Origin of the sequence: Agrobacterium tumefaciens (assembly GCF_009649785.1) — a bacterium.
In the GTDB taxonomy this organism is placed as follows: domain Bacteria; phylum Pseudomonadota; class Alphaproteobacteria; order Rhizobiales; family Rhizobiaceae; genus Agrobacterium; species Agrobacterium tumefaciens.
In genome coordinates this window covers 146,052-167,620 of the sequence record NZ_WJOK01000010.1, presented here as the reverse complement: position 1 = coordinate 167,620, position 21,569 = coordinate 146,052, and the positions used below count along the sequence as shown (strand labels likewise).

25 protein-coding genes and 1 tRNA gene are annotated in these 21,569 nt (G+C 55.2%); 19 read left to right on the top strand and 7 right to left on the bottom strand.

Translation table 11 applies throughout. From position 1 onward, the window contains the following. The first annotated feature begins 41 nt into the window (after positions 1–41). The gene (locus tag GH784_RS13220; protein WP_065702384.1) at positions 42–653 is read left to right on the top strand and encodes a DUF922 domain-containing Zn-dependent protease; all 612 of its coding nucleotides are present in this window, start codon (positions 42–44) and stop codon (positions 651–653) included. A 19-nt stretch (positions 654–672) separates the two neighbouring features. Here GH784_RS13220 and GH784_RS13215 read toward each other — a convergent pair whose 3' ends face one another. Next, complete coding sequence (locus GH784_RS13215) at positions 673–1,275, bottom strand: J domain-containing protein (RefSeq protein ID WP_013636453.1); 603 nt, start codon at positions 1,273–1,275, stop codon at positions 673–675. Between the two features lie 317 nt (positions 1,276–1,592). On the opposite strand from GH784_RS13215, the gene GH784_RS13210 reads away from it, so the two are divergent. The 10 genes from GH784_RS13210 (at position 1,593) to GH784_RS13165 (ending at position 9,975) form a co-directional block, all read left to right on the top strand. Beyond that, complete coding sequence (locus GH784_RS13210; RefSeq protein WP_003513050.1) at positions 1,593–1,946, top strand: nuclear transport factor 2 family protein; 354 nt, start codon at positions 1,593–1,595, stop codon at positions 1,944–1,946. 274 nt (positions 1,947–2,220) lie between these two features. Beyond that, complete coding sequence (locus GH784_RS13205; RefSeq protein WP_153793474.1) at positions 2,221–3,456, top strand: tyrosine-type recombinase/integrase; 1,236 nt, start codon at positions 2,221–2,223, stop codon at positions 3,454–3,456. Next, positions 3,453–3,998 (top strand): hypothetical protein, encoded by a 546-nt coding sequence (locus GH784_RS13200; RefSeq protein ID WP_153793473.1) that lies wholly within the window; start codon positions 3,453–3,455, stop codon positions 3,996–3,998. Before GH784_RS13205 ends, GH784_RS13200 begins: the two co-directional genes overlap by 4 nt. Positions 3,999–4,136: 138 nt before the next feature. Beyond that, positions 4,137–4,364 carry a helix-turn-helix domain-containing protein gene (locus GH784_RS13195; protein ID WP_153793472.1) on the top strand — a complete coding sequence of 76 codons (228 nt, stop codon included), beginning with the start codon at positions 4,137–4,139 and terminating at the stop codon, positions 4,362–4,364. Position 4,365: 1 nt separating this feature from the next. Next, on the top strand, positions 4,366–4,638 hold the full coding sequence (locus tag GH784_RS13190) for a hypothetical protein (RefSeq protein WP_153793471.1): 273 nt from the start codon (positions 4,366–4,368) through the stop codon (positions 4,636–4,638). Between the two features lie 438 nt (positions 4,639–5,076). Beyond that, the gene (locus GH784_RS13185; RefSeq protein WP_194842966.1) at positions 5,077–6,099 is read left to right on the top strand and encodes an AAA family ATPase; all 1,023 of its coding nucleotides are present in this window, start codon (positions 5,077–5,079) and stop codon (positions 6,097–6,099) included. Between the two features lie 344 nt (positions 6,100–6,443). After that, a complete protein-coding gene (locus tag GH784_RS13180) occupies positions 6,444–6,626 on the top strand; it encodes a hypothetical protein (RefSeq protein WP_153793469.1) in 183 nt (60 codons plus the stop codon). Between the two features lie 192 nt (positions 6,627–6,818). After that, positions 6,819–7,337: a hypothetical protein gene (locus tag GH784_RS13175; RefSeq protein ID WP_153793468.1), complete on the top strand. Its 519-nt coding sequence runs from the start codon at positions 6,819–6,821 to the stop codon at positions 7,335–7,337. 2 nt (positions 7,338–7,339) lie between these two features. After that, entirely contained in the window at positions 7,340–7,531 is a 192-nt protein-coding gene (locus tag GH784_RS13170) for a hypothetical protein (RefSeq protein WP_153793467.1), read from the top strand. Then, complete coding sequence (locus tag GH784_RS13165) at positions 7,528–9,975, top strand: hypothetical protein (protein ID WP_153793466.1); 2,448 nt, start codon at positions 7,528–7,530, stop codon at positions 9,973–9,975. Before GH784_RS13170 ends, GH784_RS13165 begins: the two co-directional genes overlap by 4 nt. A gap of 16 nt (positions 9,976–9,991) precedes the next feature. On the opposite strand, the gene dgt is transcribed toward GH784_RS13165, so the two are convergent. Both dgt and GH784_RS13155 read right to left on the bottom strand, forming a co-directional pair. Continuing rightward, positions 9,992–11,446 carry a dGTP triphosphohydrolase gene (dgt, locus tag GH784_RS13160; RefSeq protein ID WP_153793465.1) on the bottom strand — a complete coding sequence of 485 codons (1,455 nt, stop codon included), beginning with the start codon at positions 11,444–11,446 and terminating at the stop codon, positions 9,992–9,994. 18 nt (positions 11,447–11,464) lie between these two features. Beyond that, positions 11,465–11,653 carry a hypothetical protein gene (locus GH784_RS13155; protein WP_153793464.1) on the bottom strand — a complete coding sequence of 63 codons (189 nt, stop codon included), beginning with the start codon at positions 11,651–11,653 and terminating at the stop codon, positions 11,465–11,467. Positions 11,654–12,004: 351 nt separating this feature from the next. On the opposite strand from GH784_RS13155, the gene GH784_RS13150 reads away from it, so the two are divergent. The 6 genes from GH784_RS13150 (at position 12,005) to GH784_RS13125 (ending at position 17,009) form a co-directional block, all read left to right on the top strand. After that, positions 12,005–14,815: a tail fiber domain-containing protein gene (locus GH784_RS13150; protein WP_153793463.1), complete on the top strand. Its 2,811-nt coding sequence runs from the start codon at positions 12,005–12,007 to the stop codon at positions 14,813–14,815. A 183-nt stretch (positions 14,816–14,998) separates the two neighbouring features. Continuing rightward, positions 14,999–15,220 carry a hypothetical protein gene (locus GH784_RS13145; protein WP_153793462.1) on the top strand — a complete coding sequence of 74 codons (222 nt, stop codon included), beginning with the start codon at positions 14,999–15,001 and terminating at the stop codon, positions 15,218–15,220. After that, on the top strand, positions 15,217–15,723 hold the full coding sequence (locus tag GH784_RS13140) for a helix-turn-helix transcriptional regulator (RefSeq protein WP_153793461.1): 507 nt from the start codon (positions 15,217–15,219) through the stop codon (positions 15,721–15,723). The genes GH784_RS13145 and GH784_RS13140 overlap by 4 nt, the downstream gene beginning before the upstream one ends. Beyond that, on the top strand, positions 15,720–15,986 hold the full coding sequence (locus GH784_RS13135; protein ID WP_153793460.1) for a hypothetical protein: 267 nt from the start codon (positions 15,720–15,722) through the stop codon (positions 15,984–15,986). The genes GH784_RS13140 and GH784_RS13135 overlap by 4 nt, the downstream gene beginning before the upstream one ends. A gap of 24 nt (positions 15,987–16,010) precedes the next feature. Continuing rightward, positions 16,011–16,691 carry a hypothetical protein gene (locus GH784_RS13130; RefSeq protein ID WP_153793459.1) on the top strand — a complete coding sequence of 227 codons (681 nt, stop codon included), beginning with the start codon at positions 16,011–16,013 and terminating at the stop codon, positions 16,689–16,691. Positions 16,692–16,763: 72 nt separating this feature from the next. Further along, on the top strand, positions 16,764–17,009 hold the full coding sequence (locus GH784_RS13125) for a winged helix-turn-helix domain-containing protein (RefSeq protein ID WP_153793458.1): 246 nt from the start codon (positions 16,764–16,766) through the stop codon (positions 17,007–17,009). A gap of 10 nt (positions 17,010–17,019) precedes the next feature. On the opposite strand, the gene GH784_RS13120 is transcribed toward GH784_RS13125, so the two are convergent. Together GH784_RS13120 and GH784_RS13115 are read right to left on the bottom strand one after the other, a co-directional pair. Beyond that, positions 17,020–17,511, bottom strand: a complete 492-nt coding sequence (locus GH784_RS13120) for a hypothetical protein (protein WP_153793457.1) — start codon at positions 17,509–17,511, stop codon at positions 17,020–17,022. Beyond that, positions 17,508–17,750 carry a helix-turn-helix domain-containing protein gene (locus tag GH784_RS13115; RefSeq protein WP_153793456.1) on the bottom strand — a complete coding sequence of 81 codons (243 nt, stop codon included), beginning with the start codon at positions 17,748–17,750 and terminating at the stop codon, positions 17,508–17,510. Before GH784_RS13115 ends, GH784_RS13120 begins: the two co-directional genes overlap by 4 nt. Before the next feature lie 94 nt (positions 17,751–17,844). Here GH784_RS13115 and GH784_RS13110 point away from each other — a divergent pair, with 94 nt between their 5' ends. Beyond that, positions 17,845–18,246: a hypothetical protein gene (locus GH784_RS13110; RefSeq protein ID WP_153793455.1), complete on the top strand. Its 402-nt coding sequence runs from the start codon at positions 17,845–17,847 to the stop codon at positions 18,244–18,246. A gap of 88 nt (positions 18,247–18,334) precedes the next feature. Here GH784_RS13110 and GH784_RS13105 read toward each other — a convergent pair. Then, positions 18,335–18,410 (bottom strand) — tRNA-Thr (locus tag GH784_RS13105). Between the two features lie 207 nt (positions 18,411–18,617). On the opposite strand from GH784_RS13105, the gene GH784_RS13100 reads away from it, so the two are divergent. After that, positions 18,618–20,357, top strand: coding sequence for a GGDEF domain-containing protein (locus GH784_RS13100; protein ID WP_065702383.1), 1,740 nt, complete (start codon positions 18,618–18,620; stop codon positions 20,355–20,357). An 18-nt stretch (positions 20,358–20,375) separates the two neighbouring features. Here the strand turns inward: GH784_RS13100 and GH784_RS13095 are convergent, their stop codons facing one another. After that, complete coding sequence (locus GH784_RS13095; RefSeq protein ID WP_003513055.1) at positions 20,376–21,485, bottom strand: endonuclease/exonuclease/phosphatase family protein; 1,110 nt, start codon at positions 21,483–21,485, stop codon at positions 20,376–20,378. Positions 21,486–21,569: the final 84 nt, after the last annotated feature.

The window sequence follows — 21,569 nt, the reverse complement described above, 5'->3', positions numbered from 1 at the left end:
TCTCGCCTATCTTCGGCGCGCAAGACACCAAGGATCGATGCGTGCCCACCAAAACTCTCTCTTCCCTCACCATAAGCGCTGTGACGATATTGCTGAGCACCCTTCCGCTGTCAGCACAGTCAGCCGGCTGGAAACCAGCCGAGCAGATAAAAACCTATGCGATCAGCGGTGATACGGGCGGAGCGCTTTACCAGTCCATAGGCGAGCGCGGCCCGACCGCCGGTGTGCAGGCCATCGCCCACACCACCTTCAAGCTGACATGGCGGCGCGATTATCGTCCGCAACCGGACGGTGCCTGCGTACTGGCCACCGCCAAGCCCAATCTCACAATCATCTATACCTGGCCGAAAGCGCCGGCCAGATTGCCTCCCGCGGTCGCCGCCAGCTGGAAAACCTTCATTTCCGGTGTGGAAACCCATGAGCGCGTTCACGGCGAGCACATTCTCGACATGGTGCAGAAGATCGAGGCATTCAGCACCGGTCTGAGAGCGGAAAACGATCCGAAATGCCAGAAAGTGCGCGTTGTCCTTCAACAACGGCTTGGTGAGCTATCCAACGAGCAGCGCCAACGCGGACGCGATTTCGACCGGGACGAGCTTTCGCCCGGTGGCCGCGTGCATCAGCTCATTCTGGCGCTCGTCAACGGTCCCTGAGAACTCCAGGGAGAAACGGCTATTCCGCCGCCTCGCCTTTCAGCAGCGGTTCGGAGAGCGGTATGCTCTCCAGCTCGTAGGAATAGCCTTCCAGCATCGTATAGGCCTGCTCGATCGCCTCTATCTGCGCTTCCGCATTGCGGATGGCTTCGGCGATGGACTGGCTGCGCGCACGCAACATGGAACTCAAAACATCGGTCTCCGGCTTTCTGCCCAGCCGGTCCATATGTTTGCGCACCCGCGTGCGGTGACGCTCCAGTTCCAGAATGTGAAAGCGGCTTTTCAGGATATCGTCGGTCAGCTTGCGGCGCATGGCGGCCACTGGGTCGAAGCTGCCGGGCTCGCGCTCGTCCAGAATGAATTCGTTGACCAGAGTTTCCAGCATCAGCAGGCCTTTGAGGTCCTTGGCATCGGCAAGCTGCGGATCGTAACCGGTATCGTCGAACACCTTGCGGCGCACCGGATCCTTCAAAAGCTCGTAAGCGGTTTGCAGGCGTGCGAATTGGTCGGTATCGCCCCCGCTGTCGGGATGGGCGGCTTTCGCCACCTTCCGGTAAGCGGACTTGATCGCCGCCTCGTCGGCATCACGCTCCACGCCAAGCAAAACATAGGGATCGATCACTAAAACACCTTCAAACGCAAACTGTTACCGCATGCCATACGCCACCCCCGTGCGGCTCGCGCACAGATCATAAGCGAATTCCGCCCGCGCGGCACCCCCGCGCCGGCGCAAAAGCCCTTGATCCTCAAATTTGTCGGACCCATGGCGACTATAATCACGGGCGGGACAAAATTGTGGAAAGTCATGGCAAAACACGCCGGGCCAAGCTGCCTACCCATGCGGAAAACCGTGCAACCCGCAGGTTTTACGGTGCTTATGGTGGAACGGCTCCAACGGGTGTAAGCTTGGCTTTTGGATCTGAAGGGAGGGACGATCCGATGCCGCAAACCATTACCCAGACAGTGACGGATTATGTGCACGCCATGGCCTATGCGGATGAGGGCCTGATGCGTGATGTTTTCGATCCGCGCGCCAGCATCGTCGGGACGTTCCAGGGTGAAACGGAATGGCTTTCACTGGAGGACTTCGCCGAGCAGATACGGAAAAGCGAACGCGGCCTGCCCGATCACGACCCCGTCTTCGAAATCCTCGGCATCGACAAGGAAGGCGACAGCGCGTCCGTGAAGCTGACGACGAGTTTCGACGGCATGGATTTTAGCGAATACTTGTCCTTGCTGGAGCGCGACGGCAACTGGGCAATCGTGCACAAGCTATATCACATCAAGCCATAGGCGTTGTGCGAATGCAGGAATAATAGCGGGGAAATGGCCAAGCCATTGAAAATACTGGTGCCCCCGACAAGGTTCGAACTCGTGACCCCCTGATTACAAATTAGGGGCTAGCGGCTCTCTTAAGTGATTGGTTCAATTGAAAGACATTCCTAAATTCAGAATTTCACAGTGAAAACAGTGATATATGATTTGACAATCCTCGACAAGAGTAGACAATGATGACGCATCAACTGCCGTACAATACGCGGACACGATGCGGACATGGGGTTACTCTATGGATAAAAAGAAGGCTGCGTTCTCGACCAGCAAGGATATCTTATCGCTGCCTGCTCCTGAGAGCGGCAACAAGATCTACTACGACGATCAGATAAAAGGGTTTGGTGTCCGCGTCACCGCAGCCGGTGCGCGCGCGTTCATCCTGAATTATCGAATTGGCAGACGTGAGCGTCGACTGACAATCGGAAGCTTCCCAGACTGGTCACTTTCGAGCGCTGCGAAGGCTGCAAAAGACCTTAAGCAAAAAATCGATGCAGGAGCGGACCCTCTTGCTGAACGAGAGCAGCAGCGCGATGCGGTCACTGTCGATCAGCTCTGCGATATCTTCATCGAACAGCACCTTCCGAAGAAGGCGGTCACGACCCAGCGGGATTACAAGCAGATAATCGATACCTATATTCGACCTGACCTCAAGCATGAACCCGTCGCCAATGTTGACTTTGTGCACGCCAACAAGATTTTCAGGAAGGTCAGCAAATCAGGAAAAAAGACCACCGCGAACCGGGTCATGGCAGTGATGTCGAAGATGTTCACTGAAGCACAGAAACTCAGGCTGACGACAGTGAACCCTACCAAAGGGGTCGAGAAAAACGACGAGGTTAAACGGGAACGCTTCCTTGACGCCAAAGAAGTGACCCGCCTTATTGACGCCCTGGCTTCCCTTGAAGATCGCCAGGCGGCCGACATCTTCCGGCTCATCCTGCTCACCGGATGTCGAAAGACGGAAGCTCTCGCGGCAACGTGGTCCATGTTTGATTTGTCGGAGGGCACTTGGACGAAACCGAGCCATCATACGAAACAGAAGAAGGTTCACAAGGTCCCGCTGTCGGCCCCTGCTCGCCAGCTCCTATCTGAAATAAAGGCAGACGCGGAAACAAAAGATTCCGATTTTGTCTTTCCTGCGAAATTCCAGTCAACAAAGGAAACGACGAGAAAACATGCCGGTTATCGCGTGAACGTGAAAAATCAGTGGGCGCAGGTCCTGAAATCAGCAAAGCTGAAAGACCTTCATATTCATGATCTGCGGCACTCGTTCGCGAGTTTCCTGGTCGCCGAGGGCATGTCACTCCCGCTTATCGGCCGCCTGCTAGGGCATACTCAAGCTGCTACCACTCACAGGTATGCGCATTTGGCGCTCGATCCGTTGCGCGCGGCCGCCGAACGGGTCGGAACAATCGTAAGCGGCCAGTCCAGCCCCGATAACGTCATTGAACTTCGGAAAGATGTGAAGTGAGCAAAAACTATCCGCCCGAGCTGCTGACTCCTTTTGATCCGATGCGGCGACCATCATTGGCTGTAGACGCCAAGGAATTCATCAAAACCGAGCTTGAGAAACGCGAACACGAACGCAGATCTAAACTGGAGCTTCTCCTCGCGCATTATGGCATTTCGAAAAATGATCCCCAGCTGCAGGGAAAGCTGCTCTGGGCTCTGATCGATGATCACGTTCCCGGTTTTAGCGTCAAGGACGCAAAAAAAAGAAAGCGCGGAAAACCGAAAGACACCGTGAGCGACAAATTGAGGCTGATCAGCGATGTTGCCCGTCTACGTCTCGACGCCGGCCGGTCTGTCATTGGGGCATGCAGAGAGCTTTGTAAAGCGGCGCCATATCTCAACGAAAACCCCGCTTCTTTGCAGAACCGTTACAACGAAGCTCGCAAGATGCCTTTTTCGCAGATGTTAATCGCACTTGGTCTCGATGAAAGTCAGCCCGACCTGTGGTCGGAGTTTGCGGAATCTTACGAGGGCAATCCAGAGATTGAAGAGTTTAATTAGATCAAAATAGGTCTACCGAATAAAACATAATAATTTCCGGCATACCGAATAAAGCCCTGAATTATTCGGTATTTCGCCGAGCAGGCGTGTCAGGAATAGTGTCTTTGCTGTCAACTTAAACAGCGAAGGCGACCACTGATGTCAAACATCGATCTCCTGTCAGATTTTGTTACTCGGGAAGAGCTTTCAAAAATTCTCTCGATCAGTCCGCGCACTATTTACCGCTACAGTCAGATGCCTAACGGCTTGCCATATGCGATGATAGGCGGACGCGTGCATTACCGTATTAGTTCGGTAAAGAAGTGGCTGGAGTCCCGCGAGAAGCAGCCCAACCCGACGAATGTTCGCGGTCGCCGGAGCGCCTAATATGACGGGGCGCAACTTCGAGAAGCTCCGCAAGGAGCAGGCCATATCCCGGCTCGGGTACGAACCGCGTGACGGCATGAACCTTATCCCAGGCAAAAACAGGAAAAGAAAAAGCAAGGCGCAGCTTCGCGCCGAGGCTAAAGGTTTGACCACACCGAATACGATGATCACGAAGATGATCGAATGCCGCTGCGGTCACCGGGGGAAAGTTCGCATTCCTCTTGCGAAGGCTGATGGTCCTTTCCGGTGCGTGGTGTGTGGGGTGTCGTCATGAGACCGGAACTGATCGACACCGCACGGCACCTATCTGCCGGTGAAGCTCGAGGATTTCGGGGCCACGATGGTCGGTTTGAACGTGAGCGTACCGGCCCACGCTGGTTTCTGTTTATGGAGCTGGATGACTTAGTCTACTTCCGACCCGACACCGGAGAGATTGCCCTCTGGAATGGTCGCGCATTCGCGCTCGGTACCGAAATGATTGGGTACGCTACCACCTTTTCATTAGACAGCAGCTTGAAGATTGTCTCGTCCGTTGAGCGCTGGCTTGAGTGCGGTGGTAGGGCTCTATTCATCTTGGACTGGAGCAGAGCGTTCACAATGCTGCAAACCTGCCCTCGGCTCGAAATCGATGAAAGCATCCGATCGACATATGATCGGGCGATGCGGCCCAGGCGCATGCCCGCTGTGCGCAACTCGCTTGGATGGTAAAGTTATGAATCATACTGACGATACCAAAGGCCGAAAAGCGCCGCGTTACGAGTTCGTGCTGACAAACACCATGGACTTGATGAGGAAGCAGTTCCCTGCGGTCAGGTGGATCGTCAAGGATTATGTGGCTGAAGGATTCTCCGTCCTTGCTGGGCGCCAGAAGCTCGGCAAGACGTGGTTGGCTCTGGATTTTGCAATCGCCGTCGCGACCGGTGGTTATGCAATGGGATCCATTGCCTGTGCCCAGGGCGACGTTCTCTATATCGACCTTGAAAACGGCGAGCGCCGAATAAACGGCCGCATCGCAACGCTCTTCCCTTCCGAGCGAAACCGCCCCGATCTGAGGCACCTGAATTGGGTGATCGATGCTGCGCCACTCAACAAGGGTTTCATCGATGCCTTGGAGTCGTGGCGGATGGCGATGCCGAACCCAAGGCTCGTCGTCATCGATGTACTACAACGCATCAAGCCAGCAGGCATCGCATCACGCAATGCATACGAGAATGACTATTCGATCTGGGCGCCTCTTCAGCAGTGGGCGACACGCAACGGGATAGCCGTCATCGGACTACATCACACAAAGAAAGGCGGCGCTGATGATCCGCTTGAGGCGCTTTCCGGCTCCAACGGTCTCAGTGCTGTAGCCGACACCACCCTTGTGCTCGACAAAGACGGAAACGGGGTGACGCTATACGTTCGTGGCCGTGACGTTCAGGAGAAGGAAAGCGCTCTCAAGTTCAACGGTGGTATGTGGGATCTCGTTGGGGAGGCCGCTGAAGTCCGCCGATCCGAAGAGCGCTCGGTTATCCTAAAGGCGTTGAGTGATAACCCGGAGCCGATAACTCCTAAAGACCTCGCAGAACTGATGGGACTTCCCCACAACAACGTTAAGACGTTGCTTCATAAGATGTTTCAGGTAGGCGAGGTCCATAAGGCTGATGGCAAGGGCCGGTATATTCATCCCAAGTATGCCGCCAGCCTCGCATCTGCTGGCACCCCCAGTAACCACGATAACTCAGTAACCTGAAGGACAAGGAGGGGTTATCACAGTTACCGGCGTAATCAGAGTTACCAGAGTTATCAGGGTTACGGGGGGTAACTAAGAGATGTGCGATGTTGATGCATTGAGGTGTCTTGATCGCACGCGGGATAGCCCACCAGCATTCTCCGAGGCTCATCGATCTATCACCTGATAAATAATCAGAGGGTACACAATCGATTTTCGTTGTAATCATCAATGAAATCAGCGCCTAATAAGGTATGGAAGCAAGAGATTCGCATATCATGTCCGCATGATGTCCGGATTTCAGCGACGTTTTTCGCGTCGTATCTCCACAAGCCGCGATGGAACACGGTCAAAGGAGGCCAAGCATGCTTACGAAAGTGAAGATTTACCGCATCACCGGGGACGAGATCGAAGTCGCGTCTTTTGATGCTCATGAGGCTGTCTCGAACCATCCTGACGAGTGGGCGCTGACGCCGTGGACGCAGATGCAGCGGCAGGCAGCGCTGGAAAAGGCGCTGAAGGCCGATATCGACGCGATCGACGCTTAGGCATCCATCGCGCTGCGGATGGCCGGCATCGTGCTCGGCTTTGCCCCCTCCCCCTCCATTTCTGCCGGGCCGTCGCAAGCCAGGGGGGTGGGGGCAAAATTGGGCGTGAGTCTTCCAGTTCCACCCTCACACAATGCAGGCGCACCCCATGACATCGGGGGTCTGTTTTTTTCACACTCGGAGAACATTTCCATGGCCGCACGGCATGACGCTTCACCGGACGCCTTGATCGCCGCTCGGCAGCGGGAGGCGGTGAAGCCTGGGCGGCAAAAAACGTACGGCCGCGGCTCGGGTCTAACGCCGAAGGTGAGGAAAGCGATCGAGATCCTAATCTCGGCCGACGATCTCAATCCGCAGAGCATGAACGATGACGCGGCAGAGCGCGCCGGCATTTCAGGCCGCGCTCTCAAGGCTGCATTGCAGAAGCCTTCTGTTCGACGTTTCATGAATGAGCAAATCGAGATTTATCGCGAGGGCCTCAAGGCGGCGGCGGTTCGCACCATAGGAGACGTGATGACCGATCCAATGCTGAAAACGACCGCTGCCGGAGCGCGGGTGCGCCTCGATGCCGCAAAGACTGTTCTGATCGACACCCCCGCTTCATCCATCAATTTGCACGTCAACACTCAGGTCAACGTCACCCCTGGTTACGCCATTGATCTGACCGAAGATAATCCGCCAGCAAAAGTCACCATCGTGGAGAACACATAGTCATGGCTGAGTTTGAGGCAATTGACGTCTCGGGCCTCGCAGTCTGTCCGGGCGGCCCTGCTCTCACGCTGGATCTTGAAGACGGTCCCGGGCCGCTGCCGATTTCATTGATCATCGAGGAAGCAGAAGCGGAGATCGAGGCGGCAAACGCTTTGATCAAGGTCTATGAGATGGACAGGAGCACCGACAAATGAGCATTGCAAACTGTTTGACACGGCTCGTTGAAGCCAAGCGGATCAGCCAGAAACAGGCCGACGATGCTCTCGCGCTGCATGAAGGCATTCAGGGCCGTCTTTATCCCGAGATGGGGGCAGCGTCGGCGGAAGCTGCCAGCGCGCTTGAAGCTGCCCGCGTCATGGCGCAGGCGGCGCAGGAACGCAAGCTGATGGCCGCCAAACAGGCGATCCGGCAGGCGGAAGTCATGCAGCGTATGGAGCGTCACCCGAAAGGCAAAACGTCGGGCCTGATGTCAACGCTGGTGCGTGACAATTGGGAGGGCGGTTCCCAGATGGGCGATGCGATCAACATCGAGTCTCATGCGGAAGGTGTCACGAAACGTCTGCTCAAGATGGTTGACGGCGCGTTCGAACCATATCGCTCGACAATGGCCGGTCTTCGCCAGGACACGGAAACGATTTGGAATGTGGTCGACGAGATTTATGGCGTCGATACCGGCGATATCAACGCCAAGGCTGCGGCCAAGGGCTTCACCGATGCCACGAAATACGCCGTCGACCGCGTGAAGAAGGGCGGTAAACCTCTGTCTGTCCTCGAAGACTGGCGGCTCCCGCAGATGTGGGACGCGAAGCAGGTCAAGAAGGGAGGCGAACGCGCGTTCCTTGACGATCTCTGGAAGGAATACGAGGCCGGGAACCTGAAGGTGATAGACAAGGCAGGGCAGGGTGAAGCACCGCGCGGCGCTGTTCCCGGCATTATCCAGAACTCGTTCAAGGATATCACGCTCGGAAAGGGTCAGGGCAGCGGCGCGGGCGGCTTCTCCAACCAGCTCCGCGTGTTCAGGTTCGAGAACCCGGAAACCTATAAGCGGCTGATGAAGAAATACGGCGTCGGTGACGGTGGCCTGTTCAACACGATGATGGGCCACATCCAGGGCATGGGCAAGGAAATCGCTTTCGTCGAGGTGCTTGGGCCAAACTACGAACTCACCTTCCCCAAGCTTTTGGGCCTCGCTCGCGATGATGACGCTATAGGAACGAAGGGCCAGAAGATCACTAGTCGGCTGACAATGAACAGCCCAGGCCATGTGCAACGAACGTTCGATTCGCTGTCTGGCCGTCTCGGCGTGGCGCAGTCCGAGCTGATCGCGGGTATCGGCGGCGGCATTCGCAATCTTCAGACGGCTTCCCGCCTCGGCTCCGCTGCCATTGCCGCGCTCCCCGGCGATTCCGTCACAACGATGCTTGCCTCGAATTACAATGCGATCCCGGCGGCGAACGTGCTGTCTCGCCTGATGCGCGATCTCACCACGAACCGGGAGGGAGCGGAAGAACTGGCGAAGCAGTTGAACCTGACAGCGGCAACCGTTCTCGACACGGCCATCGGCACCAAGCGTTTCGACGATGAGATAATTGGGCAGGGGATCACCGGACGCGCGGCGGATGCTGTCATGCGCCTGTCCGGTATCAACGGCTGGACTGAAGGCCTGAAGCGCGCGTTCTCGATGGAATTCATGGGGCTGATCGCGCGGCAGGCCGATCTGAAGCACGGTGATCTCGATCCGATGTTCCGCAGATTCCTTGATCGCTACGGCTTTACGCCTGATGATTGGGACAAGCTGCGCGCGGCTCCCCAGCTCGAGGCCGAAGGCTCCCGTTATTTCGATGTGAACGGTGTTGAGGATGAGCGGCTGGCTGACCGGCTGATGTCGGCTGTCATCGACGAGCGTCATTTCGCTGTCGTCGAGCCGGATTCCCGAATCCGTGGCGCAATGGCGGCGGGCCTGCAGCGCGGTACCATCATCGGCGAGGCGGTGCGCTCGGCCACACAGTTCAAATCGTTCCCGATGACGTTCATGATGACGCACCTGATGCGCGCCATGACGCAAGACGACATGGGAACCCGTGCCTATCGAACGGCGCAGCTTTTCCTGCTTACGACAATCGCGGGGGCGGTGCTGGTGCAGATGCAAAGTCTCATCGCCGGCCGCGATCCGAACGATATGAGCGATCCACGCTTTTGGGGAGAGGCTGCGTTACGTGGCGGCGGTCTCGGCATGGTAGGCGATCTTGCGTACTCGATGACAACACGCGGTGGAGACGGCATCACCGACATGCTGAAAGGCCCCGGCCCCACCGCCTCAATAGATCTGCTGGGCGATCTTGGCCAAGAGGCTTATTATCGCACTCGCCAGTTGTTGGGTGTCAAGGAAGACAAATCCCCTTCCCTGAGCGGCAAAGACCTCGCGGCTCACCTAAAGGCTTGGACGCCTGGCTCTTCCCTCTGGTACTCGAAACTGGCAACGGATCGGCTCATCTTCGACAGAATCCAAATGATGATCGATTCCGATTACCGTTCCTCGTTCTCCCGCTATGAGCGCCGAATGAAAAAGGATTTCGGGCAAACATTCTGGTGGGGGCCGGGGGATAGCGCACCGGAGCGCGGGCCACGCCTACCATAATGTCGAGCAGAAGCCTTCACAGAGGCTTGTGCATCGTCATTCCGTTAGCGCCGAACAAGCGGCTGTAGAACTCCATCGCATATCGGTCCGTCATGCCCGCGATAAAGTCACAGATCGTTCGCTTTTTGAAGACTTCGTCTCCGCTCCGGTAAATCTCGCGGTAGTCCTTCGGGAGAAGCCGATCCCCACCCTCAGCTTGAATAGCCTTGAATATCTTCGTGATGATATCTTTGCCTCTGAACTCCACGACCTGAAGCGCCGGAGCTCTAATAACAGCTTCGAAGGTAATGTTCTTCAATACTTCCACGATTACGAAGGTATCGAGATCCAAGCGTACATTGTGGAGTTGAGGAAATTCAGGGTGCTCTATCACCTCGATAGAATCAAGAAATAGTTGGACCAAACCCGATGAAAGAGAGGTACGTCTGTATCCATCCTCTGCCATCTGTTGTGATAATCTTTGCGCTTCAGCGGATAGGTACATTTTTTTGGCTTCAAAGGTGACGTTGTCATCTTCGATCATCTCAAGTTGCTCGGTCCCAACTTCGAACAACTCAAAAAATACGTAATGAAGGATGTCCCTGACATCTCTCTCAGTGATAGCGGTGTACCTTTGGTCACTGTACTGTTTGGCTAAGCGCTTGTTTATCGTTTCAACAACCGCCTCGTAAATCGATGGGTCAAGAGCGAATAAGTCCATAGGCTTAAAGAAGCCACTCTTGAATACATCTTCGAGATCATAAGTCGAATAGGCGATGTCGTCAGCAACATCCATGATGGTGCACTCCACCGTCTTGAACTTGCCTGGGAAACCGGGGCCAACGACGGCGTCTTTGATCTTCTGAACCAAATCGACGTCGGTCTTATAGTAGCCCTTCACAAGTTCGTTAGCGGATGGCCGGTCGGCCGCCCGTTCTGGGATGATGTTGTCGTATTTGATAATTGCGGCCAACGAACGCATCGTTAAATCCAGTCCGCATCTCTCGTCTATCCCACCAGATCCAAACGGTTTGAAGCCCGAATTCGGTGTAATCATGACTTTCTTCTCTAGCGTCGACAGGATTCGCAGTGTCTGCGCGTTCCCTTCGAAACCGCCATGATTCCTCATGCACTCGTCGAGCGCTTCTTCGCCATTATGGCCAAAAGGAGGATGGCCGAGATCGTGTGCTAAACCTGCGAATTCGACGATATCCGGCTCGATAGCGTTTTCTCCGCTAAATGCAGGATGTAGCGCATTCAGCTTGACCGCGATTGCCTTAGCAATTTGTGCGACTTCCATCGAGTGCGTGAGCCGATTTCTGAAAAAGTCGCTCTCGTGCCCGGGAAACACCTGCGTTTTCCCTTGGAGGCGGCGGAAGCACGCACTGTGAATGAGGCGGGCATAGTCCCGCCTCCAAGGCGTTCGATAGTCTTCGGAAATGCTCTCTTTTACGTGCCCCGCTACGCGTGCAACATCATCGTCAGAATACATAGGAGGCACGTATAATGGTCACTTCTTCGTCGTAAAAACCCCAGAACGCTCGGCACGTTCCTTGATGACGGTCCACCGGCTGGAATGCATATTTTCAGCAGCTTCCTGCAAGGGGCGCAACTCGCGCGCAACAACGCGGTACATGGGATTGTTATCGGTTTTCGACGCTGCTGTTTTGGTAACAGAAGCCGATCCGGATTTTACCATTTTACACTCTCCCGTGGCGATAAATCGTCAACGCCGCATTGCCATACGGCAATACGGTTCGTAGCATGTTAGCTACATATGTTGTTTTTTTTGTTAATGCTCATTTCAACTTGCAAACGCCCCTACGACTCTCTGGTTCCGCTTCGTAGGTTATTTTCACAACACATCCTTGCGCCAAGATGACGGTATCGTCAAGTTAACTCACATTAATGTCGTGCTCGTTGCGCCAGAAGGTCGCAGTGCGTTGCATTTCGTTAACACTTAGCGTGTGTGGTAAGTCGGTGCTTTGCGGGCAACCCTTCAGCATGGGCAATCTGCCACCAGATCAACGAAGATTTGGTGGCTTTTCTCATGTCTACGACCGCGCCGGACGAACGCATTACAACTTACACTCCGGTGGTGCCGACGACTGAGTTTCCGGCCCTTTTCCCCATTTTCGCGAACAATGATCTGTCCGTCTATGTGGATGGCGTGGAGCGTTTCGACTTCACCGTCATGGCTTCATATGTCGAGGGCGTGTCCGATAACGCCAAGGTGATCATGAATACCGGCGTCACTGGCAGCGTGATCATTGCTGGTGAGCGCGATCCGCGCCGTCAGAACCGGTTCGTCAATGGCCCTATCCCTTCTCGTGATCTTAATCTCGCCTTTGACGCGATCGAGGGCGAGATGCAGGAAGCTCGCCGCGATATCGAACGTTCTGTTCGCAGCGAGATCGGCGAGCCTGGATATATCCTTTCCCCCGATCTCGCGGACGGCGATGTGCCAATGAAGCAGGGGCTACAGTTTGTCCCCGGCCCGAACCTTCCTGACCTCGCATCCTCTCTTATTGCCGCCGCCACCGCCCAGGCGAACCGAGCGCAGGAAGAAGCTGACAGGTCTGACCGTGAGGCTGATCGTGCAGATGCGGAAGCTGACCGAGCCGCCGGCTACGTCAACGATATCGTGTCGGAAAAGGAAGTGCCGATCACTGGCACCCGCAACGGGATGGAGTCGATTGAATTCCCTGCCGGCATGAACTCGCTGGAAACCCGTGGTTATGCGATCATGGGCGACGGCGGCGATGCGCAGTACGTGCGCGTTGCATCGGAGCCTGCTCATGGTTTGAAGGTTCGATCCGTGGACCGCTTTCTTCCGGACGGTTCTGTTGATGCGGCGAACGGAGGATGGTGGGAAATCGCGGAGCGCGAGATCAACGTGCGCATGGCCGGTGCTGGCGCGGGTGGCGATGACACAGCGCTCTTTGAGAGGGCGGCTAAAGCAGCCAAGGCGAGAGTAAACACTGTTTCACAGGCCTACTCCGGCGTGCCTAGAGCCGACATGTGTCTTGTTGGTGTGCCCCCAGGCGATTACACGCTGACGCAACTGCTCGATGTCGGCAATAGGCATGTTCATTGGGTCGTTGATAACGCGGCTATCGTGGTTGGCATCAATTACATAAACGGCAAAGTCATTCGGCCGGAGAACAGAACCACGAACTCTGAGCCCCATGGGACAGCTGATTATGCCGTGGGATGGTCAGTTGTTGCTGGCGGTGACATTGTAGACAGGTCGGCAGGTGTCACAGGTGTTGCTGATACAGGTCAGTTGGCTTCGTATCCAAACAGAGACAAGGTTGCACTGTTCGTAAGTGCGCGGCCAAATCCAGCGCTGGTGGATGCGTCGTCGGCAACCTACACATCGAGCGCCGTGACTAGTAACCCTCTCTCCGCAAGCCAAATGAAGAAGCTGCGGAGAGGCATGATCATCGACACGAAGCATGCGACGAGGTGGAGTGGTTTTCTCGATAGCTGGAATAGTGATGGCTCAGTACTGACCGTCTTGGAGTGGAGACCTGCTGGTGGAACCATGAATAGTCCGTTGCCGGCGGGCACTCCCCCCGATGGAACGGGCTTTCTTCTCAACGCGTTCACAAAGCTGTGGGCACAAAACAGCACGGCTCACCTCACCCCGGAAGGGTCTGAGGATGCTCTCATTGGGCATGAATATAGCCTTTATAATACCCGGAGGGACTTCAACGATCGGAACCTCGAAGCAGCTGGGAACAGTTTCTGGGGCGAACTTATGTCACTCGCGGGTGGCGGATCATACAAAATTGGAGCCGCTGGCTACGTCGTGGCTGGGCCGTGGAAATATGGTTACGCGGTTCGCGGCCTTACAGGCGTTGAGGCTGGGTTTCATTACCAAACCACCCTCTCGACCGGTGATGGATTTACTTACAAAGGCGGGTCTCGTGCCTTTGTCGGCATGAATCTTACGTGGGACGAGACGTTCACGGTTTCCAGTGTAGGGAATATTCAGATTGGTGCCTCGGCGGCATCTAGTACGAAGCTTGTTGACTTCCGTACGAGCGGCAATGGAAACTCCTATGATTATCGCATCGAGGTTAGTGGAGGCGGCGCGGCGGGTTCTCCTGGCGGTGCAACGGTTCGACACTTGGCCGTCAACAATGCTTTCGGCGGCAATGTCTACCCTACTGTGGATAACGTTCGTTCTCTGGGGACAGCCTCAGCCCGATGGACGCAAGTGTATGCAGCGACAGCAACGATTAATACTTCTGACGAGCGCGATAAGCAGGACATCGAAGCTATCCCGGATGCATGGCTTGATGCCTGGGGTGAGGTTGAGTGGAGGCGTTTCCGATGGAAGGATGCTGTTGAAGCGAAGGGCGATGATGCGCGCTGGCATCTCGGCCTAATGGCGCAACAGGTTGAGCGTGCCTTCGCTGCCCACAATATTGATGCTTTCGCTATCGGGCTTCTCTGCCGAGACCCTATCACGGAAACAGTGATCGAAGAGGTTGAGGAAGAACAACCCGTATTCGAGGACGTGCAAATTGAAGTCCCTGAGGACCATTTTGACGGGATGAATGTTGTGCGAAAGATTGTGTTCAGAACGGTACGCGAGCCTAAAACCATCTCTGCGCCCGTTGTAGATCAGAACGGAGATCCAGTTCTTGAGCGCCAAGTTGTAGGCGAGGATGAAGAAGGGGAACCCCTCACGGCACTCTTACCTCTCATAGCAAAGGTCCCGGTAACGGAGAGGGTTATAGTTCAGCGTCCAGTCGAGCGAGAAACTGGAGAGTTTCGATATGGCCTCAGATACACTGAGGCCTTCGCAATCGAAGCAGCCTGGATGCGCAGAGAGCTATCTAGTCGTTAGCAGTGCTTTGCGCGGGCTGACCTGAAAGCGGAATATCCGGCATCAAATCGAGGGATGCCGTAGCGTCCCTCAAACGCTGTTTTCTGTAAAAAAATCAACGTTCGTACCCTGTGCTTTGCGCCGCAAAGCTACATACTTCACCATCACTCCTGATCAAGAATTTTTCATTCGGGAGATTATTTTATGTCCAAGATGCGCGCGCGGGTCCATGAGCTTGATGCAGAGGTGAAAGAGAAGACCGCACTAATCGTCACTTTGATTGAAGAACGCTCTGCGGCAATTATCGACCAGCGGGAATTTTCACGTCACAGCGAGATCGCGCAACTGGAATACGACATCCTCGCCATTCATGCTGCGATCACCGAAGCTTATGAACTTGCAGAGGCGGAGGAAGCCTCCCGATGAGAACCGCAGAGCCTTATCTGAACGTAGACGATGTCCTTGCTCGGTACCGTATTTCGAGATGGACGCTGCAAAAAATGATCAAAGAGAAGGGCTTTCCAAAGCCCACCCAATTTTCAAGGCGCCGGCGGTATTTCAAGGCGTTAGAGGTCGAAGCTTGGGATCGGCTTCAGTTCGGAGATGCGGTAGAGATTGTTCCCGAAGCGCTGGGAATGCCCATCGTCTCGGATGTTATCCGGACCTACGAGGATTTCGTAAAGGCGATGCGCAACCGTCGCAATGCGCTCGATCTCCCAGCCAACGAGGCTGACGCACTCGGAGGCATGGAAGAAGGTTATACGAACAAGCTGGAGAACTACGGGAAGCCGTACGGCCGCGGCATGGGTGTCGAAACCTTTCCGCGCTGGCTGGGCGGTATGCGCGTCGGTATCGTCCTTGTAGCGTTACCAAGGCGCCCGCACGCGAAACGTAAGCGAGCCTCTACTGCACGGAGTGTCGAGGCATGATCGTGGATCTCGAAACGGAAGATAACCTGCCTTCGACGCAAGAATTGGTGCTGACGATAGTCAATCCTCAGTTGCTGCCCGAGCTTAAAGGCATGCGTCATGATGGACAAAGATGGGTTGATGCGGAGCATGACGATCGCCCATTTGTGCCGGTCGTGAAGCCGGCCCCCCTAAACCGAGACATGTTCGGCGGAAGTGGCGAGCGAAAACCTGCTCGCAAAATTCCAGTGCAAAAGACGAGAAGACGCGGGCCGCAGGCCTGAAAAATTCCAGATGGAGTAAAATAGATGCCCATACAAAAGAAGCTGTCTTCCGATGATCTGAAACAGCATAAAGCGGATGCCCGAGAACGCCTGGATGAATTGCGACAAGCGCAGGTGGAGGCATTGGAAGAAGGCCGCGATTTCGAACACAACAGCGAAATCCTTTTAGTATCAGAGCGGATTGACGCCCTGACGAAGGCCGTAGAGCGGGCAGAAAAGCGAGAGGAAGATGCTCGCGAGCAACGGATTCGCGACTTGGAGCGCCGGCGTCTTGAGCAGATCAAGAGTAAGTCCCGTGCGATTATGGAAAAGCGCGTCGAAGCGCTTGTTGAAGCGGAGACAGCAATGTATCAGACATTGGGTGCCGTCAGGCGTTTTCTTAAGGCTAACGCCGATCTCGCGAAAATGATGCAGCACGCCCAGCCCATCTTTGAACGTTATGCTGAACCATCACAGGAATTCTCGGAGCTCGGTGTCGGTAACGTACATAATCGCTTGAGCCTCTATATCAGTTCAGCTTTTGAGAGTTTGGGCCTCAACCACAACAATCTTGGTCAAGTCACTTGGCATTCGAATCCTGGTATCGGTGGCTCGTGGAATGAGACCGAAACCAATACAGTATCAGGGTTGTTCACTGGTGTTTTCTTGCGCGGAATCGACCGCGTTCTAGTCAAACTCCCAGAGCTTGGCGACGAAAAAGCTTGAAGGCCGCATGCTCCAGCATTGACGGTGTCGAGGCCGCGTGAATGATCCTCCTGCCACAGCAGGAGGATTCACATGGCAAAATCAGACGCATTGTTTGTAACTGAGGCTCAGTGCGCCGAGCGCTTGGGCCTCAGTCTTGATCAATTCAAAACTGCAATCATCTCGGCCGAAATAGAAGGCTTCCCGAAAAAGGACGAACTCTTTGGAAGTCGGCGCTACTGGCCTGCCGTAAGAGCGTGGCTCGACAATCGCTATGGCCTGAACAGTGAGAATTCACACGCTCCATATCCGCCTGATGGGAAAGAAGTCTGGAAATGATCCAGCTCAGTCATTTCTGCTTTTCGTCGGCGTAGCTGAGGCGAATGCGATTCCTCTCAGCCAACCACTCCGCTGGGGTAGGAACTCGCCTGTGATCCATCTTCATATATGGCGCAAATCTATCTACACCCGTTTGGTAGAAAAGTCCGATTTCAGCCATCAATGCCGTATGGGCGTTTGCGAATTCGGGACCTGGATTTCCCTTCCTTGGAAATTGGGCGCGGTACTTGGTACACAGCAACCACAGGTCTTGGATGTATTGCTGGATATCTGGGCCGAAAAGAAATGCTGCTTCGCTCTCCGCTTCAAGTAGTAAGCGTTGCGTGTCATCCGTCACCAATCCTGTCGCGTTAACTCCTGACAAGGCTTGCCTGATCGTGCCATAGACTGCGAGCCTTCGATCAAAGAGATCAAGTACGATTTTTTGATGCGCTGTTCGCCATTGCATGAAAGCGACGACGAACACCAGTCCGCTTATGACTGTGGTGGCCCAAGCGTTCACGATTTCAGCCTCACTCCCGGGCCGCCATCGATCATGGCACCGCTTCCGAGAAAAACCACACCAGCATGTATGAAAGCTTCAACAATCGCTGTCACTGTCCTGTCCTGCGCGGCCAGAATGCCAGGTTGACCCTCCAAGCGCTTTATCGATGGCAGCGAAACCTTAGAGGCTTCTGCCAGATCCTTTTGTTCCCACCGCAACAGCGCGCGCGCCGCTCGAACCTGCTCACTGGTGATCATCGATCCTCGCTAAAATAATACCTCAGGTATTGACGATTCCTCACGTATCAGATAATACCTTAAGTATTGATTAAAGCAAGAAGTGGAGATCGAAATGCCGAACACATCGATTCCGGCCGCCGCCGAAGGTATGACTGGATTCCACGCTGAAAAGAGGATCGCCGAACTGGCAAAAGAGATCGCGCAGCTCATGGACAAGACCACAAAGCCTGCGACCTTGATGATCTTCCAGGAATCGACACGCCTTGAGCCACGCTACGAAGCAAACATCGGGGTGGGACAGTCCACGTTATCATCTGCCCTCATTGCGGGCATCGACAATCTCGACGCGGGACGGTCGATCGTTGACCTGATCAACTATGCATTGGACTCGATGAGTGGAGATGAAAACTTGCGAACGGAGGTCAATGCGCTTCAGTTCGGAATAAGCGGTCTGGATAAGCACCTCACATCAGCCAAAGCGGAGTTCGAAAAGGCGCGATCTCTCGCACACTGATTTTACGGACTTGGAGCGGACACAGATTTACGTCTTGCGTCCGCACATCTACACAAAATCACTAAATAGTTGATTTTAAAGAGAAAACTGGTGCCCCCGACAAGGTTCGAACTCGTGACCCCCTGATTACAAATCAGGTGCTCTACCAACTGAGCTACAAGGGCAATCCAGTGCCTTGCCAACTATCAGATTCTCACTTCGTGTAAAGCAAAAATTGATTGCGCGCCGTTGGGAGACCTCTTTTCCACACCGTACCTGTGGGTTTCAATCACCAGGTCGCGGCAAAAGGCCTGCAAAATAAGCGAAGTATTTACGCGATGTAGCTAAAATGGCGATAATTCATAACCATCCCACCGGGAATAACGCATCGCATGCGCGCAAGCATACAGAAAATCCAACTAACCGGTACGATCGTCATAGCGGTAAGTTCCATCTTGTTGGCAACCCTTGCCGCCCTGCCGAGCGTTTCCAGTTACTTACGCTACCGGACCAATGCGCAGCAACTCAGCCGCTTCGAAACAGCCCTCCAGTCCGCATGGCTGGTATCGGCCGAGCGTGGTCCTGCCAATAATTTGATGGGCGCGTCTTCCCCCGATGCAAAACTGGTCCAGGAGCTGGCCGCAGCGCGCAAGGCGACGGACGACAAGCTGGTGGAACTCGAAAACTCTTTTGCCGCGGAAATCAGGGCGCAGCCAGAATTGGCAAAATCGCTGGTCGATACACGCCGAAAACTGGCGCAATCCCGAGAAGCGGTCGATCAGGTTGCTGCACTTCCGGAATCCGCGCGCAGCTACACGGCGATGTCCAACGCAATTTTTGCGATGTTCAAGGCGGCGGACAGCGTCAACATGCTGCGTGGCAAGACCGCTCGCGCGATTATCAAGGTAACGCCCAATGTAGCGATCGACATCGCCATGACCGGCACGGCCGGAGTGATGCGGGACCGGATCGGTCGCCTCGGTTCCTACGTGGTCATGAGCCTGCGGGCGAACAGGCAGGACAGGCTGAGCCTCCGCGCCAAATTCGACACGGAAATACAGAGCCTCACACTGCTGAAATCGTCGCTGACGAACTACACCGCCGCTTACCTGTCCACACCACGCGTCGATGCAGCGTTTCGCGATATTGAAATCTTCTATTTCGGCCAGGCGCTTCCCTATGCGCAGAATACGATTGCGATGGTGGTGCCGTCCGCGCAGCCAAGCATTCGCGAATTCTCCGAAAACTACATCAAGGGCATGCGGTCCTCGAGCACGTTGCGCGACCTTATTCTCGCCGAAACACGGGCAAGGATAGAAAGAAACAAGGAACAGGCGTTGATCTATGGTGGAACGTCTCTCCTCCTCGCTCTCATCGCGGTTCTGGTATTGCTGCGGCTTGCATCGGTTTACAGAACGGCACTGTTCCGCCCCATGCAATCCGTCCAGACGCAGATCGCCGCAATCGCTGCTGGTGATCTTTCAGGAGCCCTGTATCAGGACAAGGCTGCTCCGGAAGTGAAGAAAATGTTCAAGGAACTGGATTTCCTGCGCGAGCAGCTTCGCCAGAAGGAAGAAATGGAAAAGCAGCAGTCTGCGCTGGCCGAACAATTACGCACGCTTTCAGAAACAGATGCCTTGACCGGTGTGTCCAATCGCCGTGCGCTGGAAAAGACCGTTCGTGCCATATTGAGTGGCGAGGAGCAGTTGCAGACGCTTGGCGTGATGATTGTCGACATCGACCACTTCAAATCCATCAACGACCGCTATGGCCATGCCATGGGCGACCTCGCGCTACAGAAGACAGCGACTCTTTTAAGAGGCGCCCTCCGTAAAAACGATATTCTGGCGCGCTATGGCGGCGAGGAATTCGTGGTCGTGTTGCAGGATGTCAGCCACGCGACGGCGACCGCCACCGCCGACCGCCTGCGCCGGCTGATTGAAGCCCAGGTCATTGATGAACAAAGCGGGCTGTCACTGACGGCAAGTTTCGGCGTGGTCTGGCAGGAGGCACGGGCGATCAACAGCTGGGACGAACTGATCGCAATTGCCGACGACCGGCTTTATGAGGCCAAGCGTGCGGGCCGCAACCGGGTGTGGGCGACCTATTTCCCCAAGGTAGCCAACGGCTAGGCGGCCCGGAGCGGCAGGTCAGATCAGATCGAGCGTCATAACGACAGGGCAATGGTCGGAAGCCTTGGGGCGGTCCCAGCCGGTGCGCGGATAACGATCCACCTCCTGCCCCGGCGGAAAGACCGTCCTGTAAGGCTGGCCAGCGCGGATGATTTCGGGAACCCTTGTCGCATTGATCTGCGCAAGATGTGGGGAAAGCCAGATATAATCGAGCTGGCAGAGATGCTGTTCCTGTGGCCCGCGCGAATGATAGAGCGTCCAGCGATCCATGACGTCACGGCGCGACATCGGATTGGTCACAAAATCATCCGCCGTGAAGATATCGAGCGCGCTCCGCTCCTCTTCCACCGGCGTAAAGCTGTAGCCGCTGCGCCGGTCGCCGGAAATCGAAATGCGTTCCTGATAATCATTCATGTCGCCGCAGATGGCAAAATTCTTGTTGCGGGTATTGTTTGCGCCCCAGCGGTTTTCGATGATGCGGCGAACGGCCATGGCTTCCGCCTCGCGAATCGGCATGGTGGCGAGCCGGGCATCTATGGCGTCACGGGCATTGGTCATGGATTTGAAATGCGTGACGTAAAGCGTCAGCGGTTTGCCGCCGATCCTCAGATCGATTTCCAGACAATCGCGTTTGAAAATCTTGTCGTCTATCTGGTTGGTCGCGGCAAGTGCGGGATTGAAGAGATCGAGATTGCGGTAGGTTAGCGCAGCGTGGCTCTTGATGTCGATGACCTCGATCTTGTCGCCGTCTCGGGTCTGCTCGCGCATGACGACCGCGACATCGATGCCGCGGCTGTCATTGCCCTCGACCAGATATTTCTGCAGATAGCCGTTGCCGACCATGCGGTAGAGATAGCCATATTCGAAAGCCTGCAGGGCCGCCATGTTGTCGACTTCCTGCAGGCAGAGAATATCGGCATCCGCATCCGCAATGGCCAGCGCTGAAAGTTGCCGCGTATCGTCTGTGGAAGAGACTGCCCGCGCACTTTCCAGCGCCTGATAGGTCGCCTCGTCCCTGATATCGAAAAGCTGGATCGCCCTGTCGCGCCGCGTCTGGTTGCGAAAACCGGTAAAGTCGAAACGAGTGAGAAGATTTTCGATATTGAAGGTGGCGAGCCGAAGCGACATGTTTCATTCCTGTTGCTGGAATGGAAGCTTAGCCGCTCCCGTTCGGTCTCGCCAGTGGCCAGTCGCGTCGATCAGATTCCCTAT